The following is a 21,457-nucleotide window of genomic DNA, read 5'->3' as shown; positions in this document are numbered from 1 at the left end:
CGTCCGGTGGAAGACAAAAAAAAGGGCGCGACAGCTCGCGCCCTGTACGCGTCGCCGGTTAGCCGAGCACCAGTCCGGCCACCGAGGCTGACAGTACGCTAACCAGCGTGGAGCCATACAGCAGCTTCAGGCCGAAGCGCGACACGGTGTTACCCTGCTCCTCATTGAGCCCTTTGATCGCGCCGGCTACGATGCCGATTGATGAAAAGTTTGCAAAAGAGACCAGGAAGACCGACAGGATCCCTTCCGCGCGCGGCGACAGCGTATCGGCGATTTTCTTCAGATCCATCATCGCCACAAACTCGTTACTCACCAGCTTGGTTGCCATGATGCTGCCAACCTGCAGCGCTTCATGACTGGGTACGCCCATTATCCAGGCAAGCGGATAGAACAGATAGCCCAGAATCCCCTGGAAGCTGATGCCGAACAGGGTATCGAACAGCGCATTGATGGCGGAAATCAGCGCGATAAAACCAATCAGCATCGCTGCGACGATAATCGCCACCTTGAAGCCCGCGAGAATATATTCGCCCAGCATTTCGAAGAAGCTTTGCCCCCGATGCTGATTTTGCAGCTGCAGATCGTCCTCGCTGTCGACGCGGTAGGGGTTGATAAGGGATAAGACGATAAAGGTGCTGAACATATTCAGGATCAGCGCCGCGACCACGTACTTCGGCTGCAGCATGGTCATGTAGGCGCCGACGATTGACATGGATACCGTCGACATCGCCGTGGCCGCCAGCGTATACATCCGACGCTCCGACATTTTGCCAAGGATATCCTTGTAGGCGATAAAGTTTTCAGACTGTCCCAAAATCAGCGAGCTGACGGCGTTAAACGACTCCAGTTTGCCCATTCCGTTAACTTTTGACAGCACGGTACCGATCGCGCGGATCACCAGCGGCAAAATGCGGAAGTGCTGCAGGATGCCTATCAGCGCAGAGATAAACACGATGGGGCACAGCACGTTCAGGAAGAAGAAGGCGAGGTTCTTATCGCTCATGCCGCCAAACACGAAGTTAGTTCCTTCGGCGGCGTATTTCAGCAATTTATCAAACAGCCCGGAGAAGCCTTGCACAAAACCGAGTCCGATGTCCGAGTTCAGGAAGAACCAGGCCAGCAGAACTTCAATCACCAGCAGCTGTAGTACAAAACGGAAGCGGATGTGCTGGCGATCGCGGCTGATCAGCAGCGCCAGCAGGGCGATCACCGCCAGAGCCAGAACAAAATGAAGAATGCGGGACATGAAAGCTCCAAATATGAGGGAGGTAGTATTTTGCTGCACATTCTATGTAACGGGGGATGTAAAAACGAGATCGGCGCCACATTATAACCATTCCCTATTGTTGACCTGGCCCGCGTCTGGTTGGAAGTTTACCCGCGATCACATTTATGCCCTTAGCAGGGGGCGTAGCGCCTGACATGCCGCCACACAAAAAAGTCGCAGCCAGCGGCGCGACGTTGTGATATAGCAGTAGCTATACTTTATAGCGGCGGCTAAGGTCTCGGCGATGGCAGCGATGTGTTTAACCGTCCGTTATGAAATTGATCATCACTGTCGCTTAACCGACAATGCCCGCTGAAGAGAGGGCAAGGGGTAATTATGCTGGAGAGTCGCACAGCTGCGCAGCAGGCCAGCGGCGGGCGTAAAGCAAAACTGGCGCTGATGGGGCCGGCGTTTATTGCCGCTATCGGCTATATCGATCCGGGCAATTTTGCCACCAATATACAGGCCGGCGCCTCGTACGGCTATACGCTGCTGTGGGTGGTGGTATGGGCTAATCTGATGGCGATGCTGATTCAGCTGATGTCAGCCAAGCTTGGGATCGCCACCGGCAAAAACCTGGCGGAGCACATTCGCGATCGCTTTCCGCGTCCGGCGGTGTGGTTCTGGTGGGTGCAGGCGGAGATCATCGCTATGGCCACTGACCTGGCGGAATTTATCGGCGCGGCCATCGGCTTTAAGCTGCTGTTTGGCGTCTCGCTGCTACAGGGGGCGGTGCTGACCGGCATTGCGACCTTCCTGATCCTCGCGCTGCAGCGGCGGGGCCAGCGTCCGCTGGAGCGGGTGATTGCCGGATTACTGCTGTTTGTGGCGGCGGCCTACATCGTTGAGCTGTTCTTCTCCCAGCCGGACATCGCCGGGCTGGCGGTCGGAATGGCCCTGCCCAGCCTGCCCACGCAGGAAGCGGTGTTCCTCGCAGCCGGGGTGCTGGGGGCAACCATTATGCCGCACGTGATCTATCTGCATTCGTCGCTGACGCAGACCTCGAATGGCGACAGCCGCGCCGATCGCTACGCGGCCACGAAAATGGACGTGGCGATTGCCATGACCATCGCCGGTTTCGTCAATCTGGCAATGATGGCGACCGCCGCTGCGGCGTTTCACTTTAGCGGCCATACCGGTATTGCCGATCTCGACCAGGCCTACCTGACGCTGGAGCCGCTGTTAGGTCAGGCGGCCGCCACGGTATTCGGTCTGAGCCTGGTGGCGGCGGGCCTCTCCTCTACCGTGGTCGGTACGCTGGCCGGTCAGGTAGTGATGCAGGGCTTTATCCGCTTCTCCATTCCACTGTGGGTACGGCGGGTGGTGACCATGCTGCCCTCCTTTATCGTCATCTTTGCCGGCTGGGATCCCACCCGTATTCTGGTGATGAGCCAGGTGCTGCTGAGTTTTGGCATTGCACTGGCGCTGCTGCCGCTGCTGTCATTTACCGGCAATCGCGCCCTGATGGGAGACATGGTGAACTCCCGGACGATGCACTACCTTGGCCGGGGCATTGTGCTGGTGGTGGTGGGATTAAATCTCTATCTGCTGGTGGGGATGGCGCTGGGGGAATAAATCGCCCCAGTCGCCGGCGCGCCGCTAATCGTGATGGGGGTGTTTCCAGTGGTGGCGATCGTGCTTCCGCTCGTGCCGCTCGTGACGGCGCTCCCGCTCCCAGGCTTTGTGACGCCGGTGCTGCTCACGCTCCCAGGCCTGATGGCGTCGCCACTCTTCGTGACGCCACCAGCGCCCGCGTTCCCAGGCGTAGTGATCGCGCCACCAGCGGTCGTCACGCCAGCGGCCGCCGTCCCAGCGGTGTCCGCGGTTATCGCTATCACCGATCTGCAGCCGAACGCCGGGAAGCAGGGCAATGCTGGCGCTGTCCGCGTGTGCTGTGCTGATAGTCAAAGGCGCCAGGGTAGTCAGCGCCGCGGCAATAAGTATTGCTCGAATCATGGTCTCTCCTCACCAGCGGTCATCAGGTGCCGCTGTCCTGCCAGCATAGCGCTTGCGCGGTGCGCGAACAGCCGCACCACTCCGAAAACGCGGCGGTGAGTCGGGTTTGAGAGTTATCTGTGTTTCCCATCAGGCGCGCCTGGCGCGTCGTTCAGGATCGCGTCGATATCACTCAGCTCCCCGGCGCTCAGCGGCGGCTGGCTCAGCATCGCCACCGCGTCGTCAATCTGCGCGGTTTTACTGGCGCCAATCAGTACGCTGGTCACCGTTTGCCTGCGCAGAACCCAGCTGAGGGCCAGCTGCGCCAGCTTTTGCCCCCGCCGGCTGGCCAGCGCCTGCAGCTGACGTACCTTCGCCATTTTCGCCTCCGTCAGGCCGTCCGGCGTCAAAAAACGGCTGCCGCTGGCCGCCCGCGAATCGGCAGGCACTCCCTGCAGGTAGCGATCGGTCAGCAGGCCACCGGCCAGCGGTGAGAAGGCAATACAGCCCACCCCGTGGTGCGCCAGCGTATCGAGCAGCCCGTTTTCCGGCGTACGTTCAAACAGGGAGTACTTTGGCTGATGGATCACGCAGGGAGTGCCCATTTCCGCCAGCAGCGCGGCGGCGCGCGCCGCCAGCTCGGCAGGATAATTGGAGAGCCCGACGTACAGCGCTTTGCCCTGGCGTACCACGTGGTCAAGGGCGCGCAAGGTCTCCTCCAGCGGGGTTTCCGGATCGGGACGGTGGTGATAGAAGATATCTACGTACTCCAGCCCCATGCGCTGCAGGCTCTGATCGAGACTGGCAATCAGGTATTTGCGCGATCCCCAGTCGCCATAGGGGCCTTCCCACATGGTGTAGCCTGCCTTGGTGGCGATCACCAGCTCATCGCGGTACGGGCGCAGATCCTCGCGCAGGATGCGGCCGATATTCAGCTCCGCCGAGCCCGGCGGCGGGCCGTAATTATTGGCCAGGTCGAAATGGGTGATTCCGGCATCAAACGCGTGGCGGATCAGCGCCCGGCTGTTATCCACCCGCGTGGCATCGCCAAAGTTATGCCACAGGCCGAGTGAAATGGCCGGCAGTTTTAAACCGCTGCGGCCGCAGCGGCGGTAAGCCATCGCGTGATAGCGGTCAGGCGAAGCCGAATAGCGCATGGGGAGTCCTCAGTAGGGTAAGCCAGCGTAAAAGCCGAGTGTATACGGTTACACGCGCGTAAGAGCGGGGAAAGCTCTCAATTTTCACCGCCGGTCGCGCGTAACGATCGCTTGCCAGCGGAGGCCGCCGGTTTCCTCTGCGCCCGGGCGAGGCGGACGCGAGATTTCCACGTCTTCTCCCATACTGAGGATATCGAAACGGCGGAGACCACAGTATGCGCGACTATACCGTAGGGGATTACCTGCTGCAGCGGCTGGACGAGCTTGGCATTGAACACCTGTTTGGCGTGCCGGGCGATTATAACCTCTCTTTTCTCGACCGGGTGATTGCCCATCCGCGGCTGCGCTGGGTGGGCTGCGCCAATGAGCTTAATGCCGCCTATGCCGCTGATGGCTACGCCCGCTGTCGCGGCGCGGCGGCGCTGTTGACCACGTTTGGCGTGGGCGAACTGAGCGCTATCAACGGCATTGCCGGTAGCTATGCCGAACACCTGCCGGTGATCCACATCGTTGGCGCACCCGCCGAGCGAGCGCAGCAGGGCGGCGAATTACTGCATCATACGCTGGGCGACGGCGATTTTCGCCACTTCGTCCGCATGAGTGACCCGGTGACGGCGGCGCGGGCAGTACTGACGGCCGATAACGCCTGCGGCGAAATCGATCGCGTGTTGCTGACCGCCTGGCGGGCGCGGCGACCGGGTTACCTGTTGCTCTCCACCACGGCCGCGGCGGTACCCGCCGCGCCGCCGCGGCAGCCGCTGTGTCAACACACCCCGGCAGCCACGGTACCGCTGGCGTTTCGCGAAGCGGTGGCCGAACGCCTTGCCCGAGCCGGGCGGGTGTCGTTGCTGGCCGACTTTCTGGCCGACCGCTTTGGCTTATCCGCCGCGCTGAATCAGTGGGTAGCGGAGGTGCCAATGGCGCACGCTACGCTGCTGATGGGCAAAGGGCTGTTCAATGAGCAGCGCCGCGGTTTTGTCGGCACCTATGCCGGGCAGGCCTGCGCGGCGGTGACCCGCGAGGCCATTGAAACCGCCGATCTGATAATCACCGCCGGGGTAAAATACACCGATACCATCACCGCCGGCTTTACTCAGCAGCTTGCCCCGGCGCGTACGCTGGCATTAATGCCGGACGGCGTTAACGTCGGCGATCGCGCGTTTCCTGGGATCGGCATGGCCGAAGCGCTGACCGTCCTGCGCGGGCTGAGCCGTGATTACGCTGCTGGCTGGCTACCCTGTACCGCCACCGCGCCGACGCCACCGCCACCGCCGCCAGCGGATTCTGGCCTGACGCAGCAGGCGTTCTGGTACGCGATTCAGCACTTTCTCCGCCCGGACGATATCGTCGTCGTCGAGCAGGGCACGTCAGCCTTTGGCGCCTTTGCGCTGCGGCTGCCACCGGGGGTGACGCTGATTGGGCAGCCGCTGTGGGGATCTATCGGTTTTTCGCTGCCGGCGGCGTTCGGGGCCGCGACCGCGGCTCCCGGGCGGCGGGTGATCCTGATTATCGGTGACGGCTCGGCCCAGTTGACGATTCAGGAGCTGGGATCGATGCTGCGGGATGGCCTGACACCGATCATCTTCCTGCTGAATAATGACGGTTATACGGTGGAACGGGCGATTCACGGTCCGAATCAGCGCTACAATGACATTGCCGCCTGGAACTGGACCCGGCTGCCGCAGGCGCTGAGTCGCGATGCTCCGGCACGCAGCCTGCGCGTGAGCGATCCGGCAGCGCTGACGGCGGCCATGACGGAGATGGATCAGCCGCAGGCGCTGTCACTGGTGGAGGTGATGCTGCCGCGTGAGGATACCCCTCCGCTGCTGCAGGCCGTTTCCCGTGCACTGCAACAACGAAATTCCGCAAACCAGGAGTGCTGACACTTGCCTGTGTGAGTGAGTGGGTTATCTTATCCCGTCCCCTCGCGCCGCTCGGGTCTGCGGGAGGGGCGGAGAGGCGCGTGTCGCTTCTCCTGCGTCAGTGTACACTGGCAGGGCTGCTGGACTGTCCCGGCACCGCTTCACGCCGCGCAGCAGCCATAAAGACTATTCACGACATAAGCGGAGCAGCAGCAGAATGACAACATATGCTTTGGTCGGTGATGTTGGCGGAACCAACGCACGCCTGGCCCTATGTGACGTCGATAACGGCGCGATTTCACACATTGAGACGTACTCCACCCAGGAGTTCGCCAGCCTGGAAGCGGTCGTCCGGCACTTTCTCGACGCACAAAAGCAAGACGTAAAAGATGGTTGCATTGCGATTGCCTGCCCGATCACCGGGGACTGGGTGGAGATGACCAACCACGACTGGGCATTTTCAACCGCAGAAATGCAGGCGAATCTCGGACTAAACAGCCTCGAGATCATCAATGATTTCACCGCCGTCTCCATGGCTATCCCGATGCTGGGTGAAACCGATGTGATGCAGTTTGGTGGTAAAGCGCCGATACAGGACAAGCCGATTGCCGTCTACGGCGCCGGTACCGGGCTGGGGGTTGCGCATCTGGTGCATGTGGATAAGCGCTGGGTGAGCCTGCCGGGCGAGGGCGGACACGTCGATTTCGCGCCCAACAGCGAAGAGGAAGATATGATCCTGCAGGTGCTGCGCGCCGAGCTGGGCCACGTCTCGGCGGAGCGGGTCCTCTCCGGTGCCGGGCTGGTAAACCTGTACCGGGCAATCGTGAAGGCCGATCGCCGCGAACCGGAAGCGCTGAAGCCAAAAGACGTCAGCCAGCGGGCGCTGGCGGGCAGCTGCCTCGATTGCCGCCGCGCGCTGTCGCTGTTCTGTGTGGCGCTGGGCCGCTTTGGCGGTAACCTTGCGCTGACGCTGGGCACCTTCGGCGGCGTATATATCGCCGGCGGCATCGTGCCGCGCTTCCTGGATTTCTTCAAATCTTCCGGCTTTCGCGCGGCGTTTGAAGATAAAGGGCGCTTTCGCGACTACGTGCAGGATATCCCGGTCTATCTGATCACCCACGATCAGCCCGGTTTGCTGGGAGCCGGCGCTCACCTGCGTCAAACTCTCGGCAGCGTGCTGTAACAGACGGCGCCGCACGGCGCCCTTCGATATCCCCGCCGGCTGCCTGCGGCTCGTCCACCACCGACGGGACCCGGCTCCGCGAGTCGGCGCGATCGTGCTATCTCGCCATTAATGGCATCACCGGCGGTAAATTCGGTGATGGTCTCCGGCTTCTGACTGGCCGATCGCAGGATGTTTCGTCTACCGGGCGGAGCAACGTGACGCCTCGCCGCCCGCTGGCCGGCCTGCAGGCGGTGTACACGCTGCATTTTTGCGCGTCTGAAGCGCAATTCCCCTTCTGCGGCTCAAAAAACGCGGTGCGGTCCGGTATTCCGGCGCGCGGTTGTGCTTTAATCGCCGGAATATCCCGGAGTGTGCCGGCGGCGTGATGAAAAGTCAGAACGCGGATCGCGGCGCCGGGAAAAGCGAAATATCTGGCTTATCTGATGGCATTGCGACGAGAAGAAAAGAGAGGGAAACCATGGTGATACTGTCGGTTTCAGGGAGCGACCCGTGCGGCTGACGACACCCCGGCTGGTGATCGACACGCTGCGGCCTGAAGACTGGCGCCTGTTTCGCCAGCTGCACACTGACGCGGTGGCGATGCGCTGGATCGGTGAGATTCCCGATGATGCCGAGATTGAGCGACGCTTCCGCGAGCGGCTGGAGCCGTGGCGGGTCACCAGTTATCACATGCTCTGCCTGGTGATTCGCCAGCGCGGTGGCGGCGCGCCGGTGGGCCTGATCGGCTGTAATGCCGAGTGGCAGCCCCATCGTCAGGCCGAAGTGGGTTATAAACTGCTGCCGGCGCAGGCGGGTCAGGGATACGCCAGCGAGGCGCTGGGCGCCCTGTGCCAGTTTTTGCTAACGGAGTGTGAGTTCTGGAAGCTGCGTGCCCTGGTGATTGAGGGCAACCACGCCTCGCGGCGGGTACTGGAAAAAAATGGCTTCCGGCAGGAGGGGCTGCTGCGGGAGAATTACCTGCTGCGCGGGGAGTGGGTTAACGACTGGCTATTCGGCCGGCTGCGTCACGACTGAGTTTTTTTTCAGCTGCCTCTCGACAACGGCACGGAAGACAGGATAGGTTCTGTACAGACCCCTTTGTGGTCAGCGTCGCTCGGACGGTCCGGGCGCTCACGTTATTCAGAGGACACTATGGCTGATTCCAGTTCGTCTCGTCGTTTTTCCCGCATTGAACGTCTCCCGCCCTACGTATTTAACATCACCGCCGAACTGAAAATGGCGGCGCGCCGGCGCGGTGAAGACATTATCGATTTCAGCATGGGCAATCCGGATGGCCCGACGCCACCGCATATCGTAGAAAAGCTCTGCACCGTCGCCCAGCGCCCGGATACCCACGGCTACTCGACCTCACGCGGCATCCCGCGGCTGCGTCGCGCCATCGCCCGCTGGTATGCCGATCGCTATCAGGTCGAGATCGATCCGGAAAGTGAAGCCATCGTGACCATCGGCTCGAAAGAGGGGCTGGCGCACCTGATGCTGGCCACGCTTGATCACGGGGATACGGTACTGGTGCCGAATCCCAGCTATCCGATCCATATCTACGGCGCGGTGATTGCCGGTGCGCAGGTTCGCTCGGTTCCGCTGGTGGCCGGCGTCGATTTTTTTGCCGAGCTGGAGCGGGCGATCCGCGAAAGCTATCCAAAACCGAAGATGATGATCCTCGGCTTCCCCTCCAATCCCACCTCACAGTGCGTTGAGCTGGACTTTTTCGAGCGAGTGATTGCGCTGGCGAAGCAGTATAACGTTCTGGTGATTCACGATCTGGCCTACGCCGATATCGTCTACGACGGCTGGAAGGCGCCGTCAATCATGCAGGTGCCGGGCGCGCGCGACGTGGCCGTGGAGTTTTTTACCCTGTCAAAAAGTTACAATATGGCCGGCTGGCGCATTGGCTTTATGGTCGGGAATGCCGAGCTGGTCAGCGCGCTGGCGCGCATCAAAAGCTATCACGATTACGGCACGTTTACGCCGCTGCAGGTGGCGGCGATTGCCGCGCTGGAGGGGGATCAGCAGTGCGTGCGCGACATTGCTGAACAGTACAAACGCCGGCGCGATGTGCTGACCAAAGGGCTGCATGAAGCGGGCTGGAACGTTGAGGTGCCGAAGGCCTCAATGTACGTCTGGGCGAAAATTCCCGAACACTATGCCCACCTGGGCTCGCTGGAGTTTGCTAAACGGCTGCTGCAGGAGGCGAAAGTCTGCGTCTCCCCGGGGGTAGGCTTTGGCGATTACGGGGATACACACGTGCGCTTTGCGCTGATTGAAAACAGCGATCGCATTCGTCAGGCGGTGCGGGGGATAAAAGCCATGTTTCGAGCAGATGGCGTGCGGCCTGACGGCACACGCTAAATCATCACGGCGGGCGACGCGCCGTCGCCCACGCAGGCTACACCATCAGGTAGAAGGTGCCTACCCAGACTAACAGGAAAAATGACACTCCCATTAAGGCATATTTCACCACTGTGCTCCTCTGTGCGATTCTCGTCGCGGCGATCCCCTTCCGCGTAATCTGAACAGATAAGTTAAGCCCAATCAGTTTGTTAGGCTCTGCTCAGGCCGCCCGGATAGTGACTATCGGGCAGGATCGGCGCTAATGTACTCGTTATTTCGCCGGAAATAAAGGAGATTGTTCTGAGAGCAAGGTCACAAATTTATGCACCGTTGCGGCAGCGGGGTCGCAGTATAAAGGCTTAAAAAAAGCCCGCTCGCCGCGGGCATAACTGCTCTGTAAGCAAAAAGTGGTGCCAGCCGGCGAGCTACACTCGCCGACGGGCAGTATGTCCTAAGCGCCACTCCCCACGCAATGCGGTGCGGTAAATTGATGTGATTGGTAAAACTTTGTCAATCCGGTCCGATTCTCCGTTTTTCCGATTGTCTGTCGGCGGCAAAAAGGTATGCTGCCCGGCAAACAGAGAGGATATGACAATGAAGAAACTGGCCTTTAGCCTTGTTGCGCTCAGCCTGCTGGCGGGCTGTACTTCCGGTAAACCGGGGGCATTTGAACGCGTGGATGAAGATCCCAGGGTTAATACTGTGCAATACCGTTTTAACCCGGAAAAAGTTGACCGCGACGCGATGCTATCGGATATCTCATCCTACTGTAATCAGCGTGGCTTTGATAAAGTGGATGAATTACCGACGCAGGACAGCACCATTCCGGGGCTGGAAAAGAAATGGTATCAGTGTAATTACGCTATTAAAGGCTAGTGAATCTTAAAAAAAGAAAAAGCGGAGAGTTTCTCCGCTTTTTTATGAGTGATTTTTATTCATTTTTATATTGCTGTGTACAGGCTTTGCCCACAAAATTAGCGGTATCCATGATGGTGGTGGTGGCCCCAGCCGTGTCCACCCCAGCCGCCACCGCGGTGGTGACCGCCATCGATGATACAGCCATTCAGCATGAGGACGACCGCCAGTAGTGAGGAACATTTAATTATTTTTTGCATGGTTACGACTCCGGCCTTTTCGATACGGACAAAGTACCGGCTAAAGGTGGAGAAATAATGCGGTCAGTGTAGAGATATGATAATCAGTATTTCAAAATATTTCTGTGGCGGTTTTTTTATCTTATCCTGATAAACAAAATAAGAAAAAGGCGAGTTTCTGTCAATGGCAAATAGAATTCTCCGAAAATTTACGCATCCCCCCTTCCCGAACGGAAATCACGGGAAGGGGCCCGGGCGCAGCGGCTGACGAGCGCTATTGGGCGGCGGCGCCCGCGGCAGTACGTGACGTGGCCGGGCGATAAAACATCACCAGGTTTCCCAGCAAGATCAGCCCCAGCCCCAGTACCGCATGGCGGTGCCAGACATAGCCTTCCCATAAGGTTGACAGCCCCAGAGCCACCAGCGGAAACAGCAGCGTGCTGTAGGCCGCCCGGGCGGCACCGATGCGTCCCAGCAGGCTAAAGTAGGCGCCGAAAGCGATCACCGAGCCGGGGATCGCCAGCCACAGCAGCGCGCCCAGCCAGCGCAGGGACACCGCCGGTAAGAAGTCCTCACCGCGGATCAGGCTGAGCAGCCCCATTACCGCACACCCCCATGCCATCGCCCAGCCGTTGGTTGACAGCACGTCCAGGCCGTGACGCTGATGACGCTGGCTAAGCATATTGCCGAGGGAAAATCCCCAGGTGCCCAGCAGGCTCAGCCCGATCCCAATCAGCCAGCCGCCGTTGAGCTGGCTTGCGGTGAGCGTCGGCCAGAACAGCGCGAGCATACCGCAAAGACCAAGCAGTGACGCCGGCAGCAGGCGGCGCGGAGGGCGCTGGTGAAAGCACAGCCAGTTATTCAGGGCATTAAACAGCACCGCCATTGAAAAGATCACCGACTCGAGGCCGGCCGGCATCCAGGCGGCGGCCTGATAAAAACAGACGAAGTTAAAACCGAAGACGCAGCAACCCTGAAGCAAACAGTATCCCTGATCGCGCCAGCCGAGCCGCTGCAGCTTGCCGAGGATCCTCAGCACCAGCAGCAGCGTCACGCTGGCCAGTAAAAAGCGCCAAAATATCGCGACGGTCACCGCGGCTTCCCCTTGCTGCAGACCGATCGCCAGCCAGGTGGTCCCCCAAATAACCACGACCACCATATACAGCAGCGTATTCATGCGAATTCTCCCGATGTGTTAATAGGCGGCAGTATGCCCGCCGGCGAGCGCGCTGGCTTTCAGCCGGCTGCGGTGGCTTGCATATTCTTGCGGTTTTTTTTTCGGCGGCGGGGGGCGGCGCTGGCGGTGGGCGGCGGAGATTCGTACACTCACTGTCAAAGGATAATCACTGCAGAAACCATGAAAACCTATCAGGCTTTTGACACCTTACAGCGGCACCGCGCCCGCCTGCATAACAGCGTGGCTTTAGCGGCCGACATTCAGCTCGCGGCCTGGTCCAATGAGTGCGACCGCGTCACCCAGCTGTGCGACCACCACACGCTGAGCCTTTATACCCATCAGGGGCAGCATACCTGGCATCGCACCCCCGGAGGCTGGAAAAACGGCGGCGGCACTGACCGGTTCTGCCTGATGCCGGCGGAGAGTGAATCCAGCTGGGATATCCGCGGAGCTTTTACGTTTGTGCACCTGTACTGCACCGATGCGCACCTGCGCGACCTGGCGGAGAAAATCTGGGATCGCAGTCCGCGCTCGGTCACCCTCGAGGAGCGCATCTTTGCGGAAGATGATCGTATCACGCAGCTCTATCGCCAGTTTTTGCTCAGCGCAGACTGGCAGCAGCAGGCCAGCCAGCTGATGCTCAGCAGTGCGGCCTCGCTGCTCCTGATTCATCTGCTTCAGCATTACAGCAGCGTGCAGTGGCGGCTGCCGGCGGTGCGCGGTGGGCTGGCGCCGGCGATACAGCGTCAAATCATCGCGTGGATTGATGATCATCTTGCCGAACCGCTGACGTTAAAATCGCTCGCCGATCGCGCCGGGCTGAGCGAATATCACTTTGCGCGGATGTTTCGCCACAGTATGCACATTGCGCCTCATCAGTATGTCATGCAGCGCCGGATGGTGCGGGCCGGGGATCTGCTGCGTAACAGCCGGCTGCCGCTGACTGAGATTGCCCTGCTTTGCGGTTTTAGCTCGGCCAGCCATTTCAGCCACCGCTTTCGCCTGCAGCACGGCGTCCCGCCCTCCCGTCTGCGCGCCGGTGAAGCGGGTTCACCGCCCACCGCTACCCGCTCATGCCGGGCGGGTGATAGCGGGTAGTGGTGGGCATCACCTTCAGGAAAGCCCGGGCTGAACGCAACCGTAGCCCCGCAGCGCTCCCTGGCCAGAACAATCCTCAGCACCTGCCGCGCGGCCCGGCAGAGGGCTGCCTGGCGGTTGCCGACGCGCAGGGCTGCATCGCCGCGTCGCGGGCGTCGGCATCGTACGTTGATGAGGCGGGATGCCCCGGGGCGGGCAGGGGAGCAAATGCGGCTGGCTTATCGCGCTGCGCCCGCCCTGGCGGCGCAGCCTGGTCGATACCGCCAGCGTTCAGGGGCCGTTGTTCCACCAGGCCGCTGCCGCTGGCGGCGGATAAACATGGCGCGCCGCTTCGCGTGCGGATAACGCTGAGCGCGATCGGTGATGTGGCTGGCCGGTCGGACAGCCGCGCGGAGTCAGACGCCCCTGCGGCAAACGCTGCGGCGCCGCGGCGGGTTTAACATACACAATGGCGCTTCTCCGCAACACTTCAACCTGAGCCTGCCGGGCCCGTTAATCAGCGTGCTGCGGCGCGGCTTCGCCTGTACCGCCGAAGCGGCCGGGAAACCGGCGGGTGTGCCAAACCGGGCCGGCGAGACGGTGGCTGTCCACCCGCCTGCGGCGCGGGCCGTCAGGGCACCGGCGCGCCGCGTCGCGGATCCCAACGCTTCGGGCAGGAGAGGCCGACAGGGCAGGGGATCCGCCGTGACATCACTCTTACACTATCCGCGCGCTATTTTCATTTTTCTTGGGTAAAAAATCTAACTAATCCCTCATATGTGTCTTTTTCATCTTGAGTTTTATGTTTTTACAGTTTAAAAGCATGCATCTATTCCCGAGTGGTTAAGAAAATACGTAAAAATTCGCCATCCTGCGCAGGACGGTGACATATCCCGAATACAGACAATCCCCTTTTTCAGGAGAATCTATGCAGTCCTCTGCCAAACACCGCGAGAGCCGAACCTTCCTCGGGCACCCCTATCCTCTTGGGGCACTGTTTTTTACCGAAATGTGGGAGCGCTTCTCCTTTTACGGCATCCGTCCGCTGCTGATTTTGTTTATGGCCGCCACTGTTTACGATGGCGGTATGGGATTGGCCCGTGAAAACGCCTCAGCTATCGTCGGAATCTTTGCCGGCTCCATGTACCTTGCGGCCCTGCCGGGCGGCTGGCTGGCTGATAACTGGCTCGGGCAGCAGCGCGCCGTCTGGTACGGTTCACTGTTGATTGCCCTCGGCCACCTCTCAATTGCACTGTCTGCACTGCTGGGCAATACGCTGTTCTTTATCGGGTTGATGTTTATCGTCCTCGGCTCCGGGCTGTTTAAAACCTGCATTTCGGTGATGGTAGGCACCCTGTACAAACAGGGGGATTCCCGCCGAGACGGAGGCTTTTCCCTGTTTTATATGGGGATTAACCTGGGGTCGTTCATTGCGCCGCTGCTCTCCGGCTGGCTGGTGAAAACGCACGGCTGGCACTGGGGCTTTGGGATTGGCGGGATCGGCATGTTAATTGCGCTGATCATCTTCCGCCTGGTGGCCGTGCCCTCGATGCGGCGCTATGACGCGGAAGTGGGGCTCGATTCCACCTGGAACAGCCCGGTGGTGAAGCGCCGCGGCGTCGCCGGCTGGCTGCTGGCGCTGGCGCTGGGCCTGGCGGCGCTGGTGGTACTGATTGCCCGTGGCATGGTCGTTTTCAATCCCGTAGTGGTGGCTGGCGCACTGGTGTACGTCATTGCTGCCGCGGTGGCTATCTATTTTATCTGGCTGTTTGTCTTTGCCGGACTGACGCGCCGCGAGCGCGCCCGGCTGCTGGTCTGTTTTATCCTGCTGATCGCTGCTGCCTTCTTCTGGTCGGCCTTTGAGCAGAAGCCGACCTCTTTTAACTTGTTTGCGAACGATTATACCAACCGAATGCTGGGCGGCTTTGAGATCCCGGCCGTGTGGTTTCAGTCGGTCAACGCGCTGTTTATCATCCTGCTGGCGCCGCTGTTTAGCTGGGCGTGGCCGTGGCTTGCCCGCCATCACATTCGTCCGGGCAGTATCGCCAAGTTCACCATCGGCGTGCTGTTTGCCGCGGCGGGCTTTGGTCTGATGATGCTGGCCGCGCAGGGCGTACTGGCCGGGGGGGGAGCCGCGGTATCACCGCTGTGGCTGATAGGCAGCATCCTGATGCTGACGCTGGGTGAACTGTGCCTCAGCCCGATTGGTCTTGCGACCATGACCCTGCTGGCGCCGGAAAAAATGCGCGGTCAGATGATGGGACTGTGGTTTTGCGCCAGCGCGCTGGGGAATCTCGCGGCGGGCCTGATTGGCGGCCACGTTAAGGCAGATCAGCTTGAACTGCTGCCCGATCTGTTTGCCCGCTGCGCCATCGCCCTGCTGATTTGCGCGGCGGTGCTGACCGTCCTGATTGTCCCGGTGCGGCGAATGTTGGCCAATGCCAAAAGCGGTGAAGCCCCGGGGTCTCAGGCAGCCGCCTGAGTCGCGCCGCTGCACGCTAACCGGTCACTGGCGCGCCGTGCTGGTGCAGCGCGGCGCGGCCGGGGAGCGCAGAGGCGCGCAGCCCACCGCTTTACGTTCTGGCACCGCTCTTGCTTAACAACCTGCACGTTGTTTTTTCAGGAGCTGTGCCATGAAAGCCTCTTCCACCCGCTACAGCATCTTCTCGCTGCTGTTTCTGATTGCACTCATCAACTATATCGATCGCGGCGCGCTCTCTTTTGCCGCGACCGCCATCAGCAACGAATTTCACTTCAATAAGGTTCAGCTCGGTGCGGTGCTCGGCTATTTCGGTTTCGGCTATCTGTTTGGCTCGCTGTGCGGCGGCTTCCTTGCCGATCGTCTGGGGACCAAAAAGGTGTGGCTGGCCGCGGGGATCCTCTGGTCACTGCTGGAGATCGCCACTGCCTGGGCCGGTGAGCTGGGTGCGGCCCTGTTTGGTGGCTCGGCGATTATGGGCTTCGCCGCGCTGCGGATCCTGTTCGGTTTTAGCGAAGGGCCGGCTTATGCGCTAATGAACAAAAGTATCGCCCACTGGGCGCCCGATAACGAACGCGGCACGGCGCTGGGCATCGGCTTGCTCAGTACGCAGATTGGCTCGCTGCTGACCGCGCCGATTGCGGTAGGCCTGCTGCTGCTGACCAACGACTGGCGGATGATGTTTATGCTGCTGGGGGCGCTGTCGCTGCTGGCGATGCTGCTGTTCGCGCGCTATTTTACCGATACGCCGCATCAGCATCCGCGCGTGAACGCCGCGGAGCGCCAGCTGATCCTTCGGGGGCAGCAGCAGCGCGAAGAGGGCGGCGAGCCCCTGCCGTGGTGGCGCTTTTTCACCAGCCGCACGCTGGTGTGTAACGCGCTGGGCTACTTTAGCTTCCTCTATATCACCTTTACGCTGGTCACCTGGCTGCCGAAGTATTTACAGGACAGCTTTCATTACGATCTGCATTCGCTGTGGTACGTAGCGATGATCCCCTGGAGCGGCGCCTGCGTCACCGTGCTGCTGGGCGGGCGCATTGCGGATTTTCTGCTCTCGCGGTTTAACAACCTGCGGCTGGCCCGCAACTGCTTTGCCGCCTCCGCGCTGCTGGCCACCGCCTGCTGTTTTATGGCGATCCCGTGGGTACACTCGGCGGCCGGCATTATCGCCCTGATGACGCTGGGAAATGCGCTGAATGCGCTGGTGAATAACGTTTACTGGTCGGTGGTGATTGACGTCACGCCGAAGTCCTCCGTCGGGGCCTACAGTGGCATGACGCTGGCGGTGGCGAATCTGTCGGCGGTGATAGCACCGATGCTGTGCGGCTGGCTGGCGCAGTATTATGGCTATGGCGCGATGTTTACCGTCACCGGCGGTGTGGCGCTTGTCAGCATGCTGGCGATGCTGCTGCTGCAGCCAGAGAGGCGCGTGCAGCACCCTCCGCGCGCGGCGATGGCGGCGTTGTGGTAATCATTGCGGGGCGGGATAATCAGCCGGGCGCAGAGCCCGGCTGACGGAACGAAACCGCGCTCGCGATCTTACCGGCTGCAGGACACCCCGGTATTCTGACAGCCGCATGTCACACGACGCGGTTACCCATGCTCTTACTCTCCACCGCCGGGAGGGGGATAATAACGATGAACGGCCGCTGCAGTCAGCCGGTATCCACGGCGCAGCCAATCGGATGATGGAAGCCATCGACGACGGAGTCCAGTTCACGCCCCGTCATCCTGTCAAAACGAATCGCCCTCTGCGCAGAGACGCGATCGGTTAAACCTGACTTTTCAGAAACTGCGCCAGCTGGAAACAGGCGAACGCGCTAAACAGCATTTCGATGCCGACAATGGTGGTCACCAGGGTGACAGACGCTACCGGCCCGGCAGTAATAAACATCACCGCGATAATCAAATCAAGCACACCAATAACACTCTGTAGCCAGCCGTTATGGATACCGCGCATCTTCAATCCGGCGCTCAGGCGAATGACCCCGGCGACGGCAAACAGCGCGGCCAGAATGACCGACAGGGTGAAAATACCCACCGCCGGATTAGTCATAAATACATAACCTATGATGACGTAAGCCGCCGCCATAACGATCGCGGCTAACACCGGCCAGAAATTACCGTTACGATTATTGAACATCACGAACGCCAGGCTTATCCCACTGAGAATAAATATCACACCCACCAGGCTGCTCAGTACAATCCCTGAAACGAAAGGGTTCATCAGGCAAAAAATGCCGCCAATCAACAGAATAAAAGCGATAATCTTTAGCGGGACACGCTGTTTTTTTAGCAGCATGCTGTCCAGTTCTGGCAAGCTGTTACGATCTAAATTGAGCATAATAAGAGGCCTTCTTTATTGTGTGTCAATGACAGTGAAAGAAAACAACCAACGGATAGCATTCTTCGTGAGGTATTCGCCTTACCCTGGCACCTGTGATGTCGCAAGTGTAGCAGGGAGAGCATCGCTGCAAGTTAAATGAACGCGACATAGAAAGCCTGCCGAAGCCAGTACGCAGTTCGATATCCACTTTCATCCTGTTCTGCCACTCCCGACACGGACATAGCGCAGCGCAAATCGAATGATAGTGATGCGGCCAGCGGCGCTATTGCCACAGCACGATAGCCATCGCTGCCGGCGCAGAGAAAGCCCTCACAAGCGGAAAATACTCAACGCGCGCTTGCGCCATGTTACACCGCGGTATCCGCACGGTAGAGGCAGAGTATGCGCTGAGCGGGTATCGGGCAGGTAACGCCAATCGTTGATCGCCGGGCTGGAGGACGCGGCCGAAGCGGGATGAACTGGCGCTCGCCACCGTGCGGTGGCACCGCCGCGCGGCGCCCCCTGGGGCGCAGGCTACCGCTGAGATGATAAAGTGCGATTTACCCTGATGCGGCCAACTGGTCATGCGCGGGGGAGCGGGGCCTCATCATGTGCGGCCCTGCCGCCGACGGTCCGGTCAGCCAACGTGCGCAGCTGCTTATTTCTCCGGCCACGAAGCGGTCTCACTCTTCACCAGACATGTACCCTGAGCACCACCCTGCGGTCGCGAATCAGCCGGTAAGCGGCAGTGATGACCTTCGGAAACGCGGGCTGTCCATCGGCAGCCGCCAGAAAAAACCGTGATGTATCGGAGTGACGATCCCGCTGAACCAGCGGCGGGCTGGGAGATAAGGTATCGATGGGGGGAGGATGACGACAGGCCACGTACTAAAGCGGATGGCATAACGGGTGTGCCTGCCAGGCCCGTCTGTCGGTGCACTCTGCTGCCTGCACGTCAGGACGTGTATATGGTGTCCCCTGCAGGAATCGAACCTGCAACTAGCCCTTAGGAGGGGCTCGTTATATCCATTTAACTAAGGAGACAGCGGCGGCAGTATAGCAGCCGCCGGGATTAAAATTAAGCGCTTAGCAGACTGACTGCGCAATCCGCCAGCAAGTGCGGCGCTGTGCGTCAGTCAGCCTGCTCTTTTTTTGCCCGGCGACGCGCCTTGGCCTGCGCTTCGGCGCGCGCCTTTTCGCCCAGGTCGCTGCGGATCTGCGCGTGGCTTATCAGCGCAAAAATAAAGGTACCGCCAACGATGTTGCCTGCGAGAGTCGGCAGCGCAAACGGCCAGAGAAACCCCTGCCAGGAGATAGCACCGGTAAAGACCAGGTACAGCACTTCCACCGATCCCACCACGATATGCGCCAGATCGCCCAGTGCGACCAGCCAGGTCATCAGTATGATCACCACCAGCTTGGCGGATCCGGCTGAAGGAAACATCCACACCATCGTGGCAATGATCCAGCCGGAGACCACGGCGTTAGCGAACATCTCGCCGGGGGTATTTTCCATGACCTTCATACTGATGTCATGAAACGCCGCCCGCGTCGCCTCATCAAAAATCGGCATCCAGGTGAAGGCCAGCGCGGCCAGCGCGGTGCCGACCAGGTTACCGAGCAGCACCAGCCCCCACAGGCGCATTAGCAGCAGAAAATTTCCGGCGCTCGGCGTGTGCATAATCGGCAGCACCGCCGTGACGGTATTCTCCGTAAACAGCTGCTGGCGCGCCATAATCACGATAATAAATCCAAAGGTGTAACCAAGGTTTTCCAGCAGGAAGGCGCCGGGTACCCCCTCAAGGTTGGCTAAAAAAATGCCTTTCGCCATCAGCGACGCGCCCATTGACAGACCGGCGGCTATGGCTGACCACAGCAGCGCCATCCCGTCACGCTCTAACTCCTTCTGCCCATCCTGACGAATCTGCTCATGCACCGCCGCGGCGGCGGAGGGCAGTTGCTCCTCGTCGACTTCAATTTCATCTTCCTGCGTGCTGGTGTCATCTTCGACTTCGCGCTCGTTTTTATTATGTTGGTTCATAGGGTTCCCCAGTGATCACGGTTGCTGTTTAAGCATAGACGGCGATCGGCGGATGGGGAATGTGTCGCCGGGATCGACTAAATGTAACAAAAGTTAAAACTTGGTCATTTCATCGGCAAAATGCGGCGGCGCTGCTGCGATAGTACGCAATTTATCAGGGTGATAACGTGCGGTGACTTTCGGCAGGGCATAAGGGGCTGTGGTAGACTCGGGTTCCAATCTTGCCATTCTGAAGAGTCTGATGCTGGAAGCCCATAATCTCACCTGCGTGCGGGATGAACGCGTGCTGTTTGCCCAACTCAGTTTTACCCTTTGCGCCGGGGATGTGATGCAGGTTGAGGGGGAAAACGGCGCCGGGAAAACCTCTTTACTGCGTATTTTAACGGGCCTCAGTCAGCCCGACGCCGGCGACGTGCGCTGGCAGCGGCAGCCGCTGGCCCGCTGCCGCGCGGACTGGCATCGCGCGCTGCTGTGGCTGGGGCATCAGCCCGGCGTCAAGTGCAGCCTGACTCCGCTGGAGAATCTGCGTTTCTGGTTTCCTCAGGCCAGCGCTGCCGCGCGTTTGCAGGCGTTGGATGCGGTGGATTTAACCGGCTACGAAACGCTGCCGACGGGGCGCTTGTCCGCCGGTCAGCAGCGGCGGGTGGCGCTGGCGCGGCTGTGGCTGACCCGGGCGACGGTGTGGATCCTGGATGAGCCGCTGACCGCGCTGGACCGGTATGGGATCGATCGGTTGCTGGCCCGGCTGAACTCGCACCGGCGGCAGGGAGGGGCAGTGGTCATCACTTCACACCAGCCTTTGCCGCCGCTGATGGAACCGGTTCGCCGGCTGACGCTCGCGGTGCAGGGGACAACAATATGATGCGCGAGCTGCTGCGCCGCGAACTGTGCCTGGCCTCTCGCCACGCCGGAGAATTGATTAACCCGCTGTGGTTTTTCCTGATCGTCATCACCCTGTTCGCCCTGGGCATCGGCCCGGCGCCGCCGCTGCTGGCCAGGGTCGCGCCCGGCGTGGTGTGGGTGGCGGCGCTGCTGGCTTCGCTGCTGGCGCTGGAGCGGCTGTTTCGCGACGACCTGGCCGACGGCAGTCTGGAACAGCTGCTGCTGCTGCCCACGCCGCTGCCGCTGGTGGTGATGATCAAAGTACTGGCCCACTGGCTGGTTAGCGGCCTGCCACTGCTGCTGCTGTCGCCGCTGGTGGCGCTGCTGCTGTCGCTCGACGCCGCCGGCTGGCGGGCCATGGCGCTGACCCTGCTGCTGGGCACGCCAACGCTCAGCCTGCTGGGGGCAATCGGCTGCGGCCTGACGGTGGGACTGCGCCGCGGCGGCGTACTGCAAAGCCTGCTGATGCTGCCGCTGGCGATCCCGGTGCTGATTTTTGCCACCGCGGCGATGGAGGCGGCGGCCCTTGGGCTGCCCATCGGCGGCCATCTGGCGATGCTGGGCGCCCTGTTATTGATTAGCGCAATGCTGGCCCCGTTTGCCACGGCGGCGGCGCTGCGGATGACGCTGCATTAGCGCAGCG

19 protein-coding genes and 1 tRNA gene are annotated in these 21,457 nt (G+C 60.5%); 12 read left to right on the top strand and 8 right to left on the bottom strand.

Going from position 1 to position 21,457, the window contains the following annotated elements:
* Nucleotides 1-58: 58 nt before the first annotated feature.
* Nucleotides 59-1,246, bottom strand: a complete 1,188-nt coding sequence (locus tag BS626_RS05490; RefSeq protein WP_075181390.1) for a NupC/NupG family nucleoside CNT transporter — start codon at nucleotides 1,244-1,246, stop codon at nucleotides 59-61.
* A 357-nt stretch (nucleotides 1,247-1,603) separates the two neighbouring features.
* Here BS626_RS05490 and BS626_RS05485 point away from each other — a divergent pair, with 357 nt between their 5' ends.
* Nucleotides 1,604-2,842, top strand: a complete 1,239-nt coding sequence (locus tag BS626_RS05485) for an Nramp family divalent metal transporter (RefSeq protein WP_075181389.1) — start codon at nucleotides 1,604-1,606, stop codon at nucleotides 2,840-2,842.
* Nucleotides 2,843-2,866: 24 nt separating this feature from the next.
* Here BS626_RS05485 and BS626_RS05480 read toward each other — a convergent pair whose 3' ends face one another.
* Together BS626_RS05480 and mgrA are read right to left on the bottom strand one after the other, a co-directional pair.
* Nucleotides 2,867-3,223 carry a DUF2502 domain-containing protein gene (locus BS626_RS05480; RefSeq protein ID WP_075181388.1) on the bottom strand — a complete coding sequence of 119 codons (357 nt, stop codon included), beginning with the start codon at nucleotides 3,221-3,223 and terminating at the stop codon, nucleotides 2,867-2,869.
* Between the two features lie 113 nt (nucleotides 3,224-3,336).
* Nucleotides 3,337-4,359 carry an L-glyceraldehyde 3-phosphate reductase gene (gene mgrA / locus BS626_RS05475; protein WP_075181387.1) on the bottom strand — a complete coding sequence of 341 codons (1,023 nt, stop codon included), beginning with the start codon at nucleotides 4,357-4,359 and terminating at the stop codon, nucleotides 3,337-3,339.
* 215 nt (nucleotides 4,360-4,574) lie between these two features.
* On the opposite strand from mgrA, the gene BS626_RS05470 reads away from it, so the two are divergent.
* The 4 genes from BS626_RS05470 to alaC all read left to right on the top strand — a co-directional run bounded on the left by BS626_RS05470 (nucleotide 4,575) and on the right by alaC (nucleotide 9,756).
* Nucleotides 4,575-6,242: an alpha-keto acid decarboxylase family protein gene (locus tag BS626_RS05470; protein WP_075181386.1), complete on the top strand. Its 1,668-nt coding sequence runs from the start codon at nucleotides 4,575-4,577 to the stop codon at nucleotides 6,240-6,242.
* Nucleotides 6,243-6,438: 196 nt separating this feature from the next.
* Nucleotides 6,439-7,404, top strand: a complete 966-nt coding sequence (gene glk / locus BS626_RS05465) for a glucokinase (RefSeq protein ID WP_075181385.1) — start codon at nucleotides 6,439-6,441, stop codon at nucleotides 7,402-7,404.
* Nucleotides 7,405-7,896: 492 nt separating this feature from the next.
* A complete protein-coding gene (locus tag BS626_RS05460; protein WP_075181384.1) occupies nucleotides 7,897-8,421 on the top strand; it encodes a GNAT family N-acetyltransferase in 525 nt (174 codons plus the stop codon).
* Nucleotides 8,422-8,538: 117 nt separating this feature from the next.
* Nucleotides 8,539-9,756: an alanine transaminase gene (alaC, locus tag BS626_RS05455; protein ID WP_075181383.1), complete on the top strand. Its 1,218-nt coding sequence runs from the start codon at nucleotides 8,539-8,541 to the stop codon at nucleotides 9,754-9,756.
* A gap of 37 nt (nucleotides 9,757-9,793) precedes the next feature.
* Here the strand turns inward: alaC and ypdK are convergent, their stop codons facing one another.
* A complete protein-coding gene (gene ypdK / locus BS626_RS19050) occupies nucleotides 9,794-9,865 on the bottom strand; it encodes a membrane protein YpdK (RefSeq protein ID WP_139308773.1) in 72 nt (23 codons plus the stop codon).
* Nucleotides 9,866-10,332: 467 nt separating this feature from the next.
* Between ypdK and BS626_RS05450 the strand changes: the two genes are divergently transcribed.
* Nucleotides 10,333-10,614 carry a hypothetical protein gene (locus BS626_RS05450; protein ID WP_075181382.1) on the top strand — a complete coding sequence of 94 codons (282 nt, stop codon included), beginning with the start codon at nucleotides 10,333-10,335 and terminating at the stop codon, nucleotides 10,612-10,614.
* Nucleotides 10,614-10,826, top strand: a complete 213-nt coding sequence (locus BS626_RS18570; RefSeq protein WP_170870438.1) for a hypothetical protein — start codon at nucleotides 10,614-10,616, stop codon at nucleotides 10,824-10,826. The genes BS626_RS05450 and BS626_RS18570 overlap by 1 nt, the downstream gene beginning before the upstream one ends.
* 280 nt (nucleotides 10,827-11,106) lie before the next feature.
* Here the strand turns inward: BS626_RS18570 and BS626_RS05445 are convergent, their stop codons facing one another.
* Entirely contained in the window at nucleotides 11,107-12,009 is a 903-nt protein-coding gene (locus BS626_RS05445) for a DMT family transporter (RefSeq protein WP_075181381.1), read from the bottom strand.
* Between the two features lie 180 nt (nucleotides 12,010-12,189).
* Here BS626_RS05445 and BS626_RS05440 point away from each other — a divergent pair, with 180 nt between their 5' ends.
* From BS626_RS05440 to BS626_RS05430, 3 genes are all read left to right on the top strand, one after another.
* Nucleotides 12,190-13,107, top strand: coding sequence for a helix-turn-helix domain-containing protein (locus BS626_RS05440; protein ID WP_075181380.1), 918 nt, complete (start codon nucleotides 12,190-12,192; stop codon nucleotides 13,105-13,107).
* A 907-nt stretch (nucleotides 13,108-14,014) separates the two neighbouring features.
* Nucleotides 14,015-15,568, top strand: coding sequence for a peptide MFS transporter (locus BS626_RS05435; RefSeq protein ID WP_075181379.1), 1,554 nt, complete (start codon nucleotides 14,015-14,017; stop codon nucleotides 15,566-15,568).
* Between the two features lie 151 nt (nucleotides 15,569-15,719).
* Nucleotides 15,720-17,036: an MFS transporter gene (locus BS626_RS05430; RefSeq protein ID WP_075181378.1), complete on the top strand. Its 1,317-nt coding sequence runs from the start codon at nucleotides 15,720-15,722 to the stop codon at nucleotides 17,034-17,036.
* Between the two features lie 300 nt (nucleotides 17,037-17,336).
* Here the strand turns inward: BS626_RS05430 and BS626_RS05425 are convergent, their stop codons facing one another.
* From BS626_RS05425 to BS626_RS05415, 3 genes are all read right to left on the bottom strand, one after another.
* Entirely contained in the window at nucleotides 17,337-17,909 is a 573-nt protein-coding gene (locus BS626_RS05425; protein ID WP_075181377.1) for an HdeD family acid-resistance protein, read from the bottom strand.
* A 951-nt stretch (nucleotides 17,910-18,860) separates the two neighbouring features.
* Nucleotides 18,861-18,935 (bottom strand) — tRNA-Arg (locus BS626_RS05420).
* Nucleotides 18,936-19,023: 88 nt separating this feature from the next.
* Nucleotides 19,024-19,932 carry a formate/nitrite transporter family protein gene (locus BS626_RS05415; RefSeq protein ID WP_075181376.1) on the bottom strand — a complete coding sequence of 303 codons (909 nt, stop codon included), beginning with the start codon at nucleotides 19,930-19,932 and terminating at the stop codon, nucleotides 19,024-19,026.
* A 241-nt stretch (nucleotides 19,933-20,173) separates the two neighbouring features.
* On the opposite strand from BS626_RS05415, the gene ccmA reads away from it, so the two are divergent.
* Both ccmA and ccmB read left to right on the top strand, forming a co-directional pair.
* On the top strand, nucleotides 20,174-20,794 hold the full coding sequence (gene ccmA, locus BS626_RS05410; RefSeq protein ID WP_075181375.1) for a cytochrome c biogenesis heme-transporting ATPase CcmA: 621 nt from the start codon (nucleotides 20,174-20,176) through the stop codon (nucleotides 20,792-20,794).
* Complete coding sequence (gene ccmB, locus BS626_RS05405) at nucleotides 20,791-21,450, top strand: heme exporter protein CcmB (RefSeq protein ID WP_075181374.1); 660 nt, start codon at nucleotides 20,791-20,793, stop codon at nucleotides 21,448-21,450. Before ccmA ends, ccmB begins: the two co-directional genes overlap by 4 nt.
* Nucleotides 21,451-21,457 lie beyond the last annotated feature (7 nt).

Source organism: Pantoea sp. 1.19, from assembly GCF_001922585.1.
Lineage (GTDB): Bacteria > Pseudomonadota > Gammaproteobacteria > Enterobacterales > Enterobacteriaceae > 1-19.
Note: the sequence above shows the minus strand (reverse complement) of the source record. Positions and strands in the feature narration are given on the sequence as shown.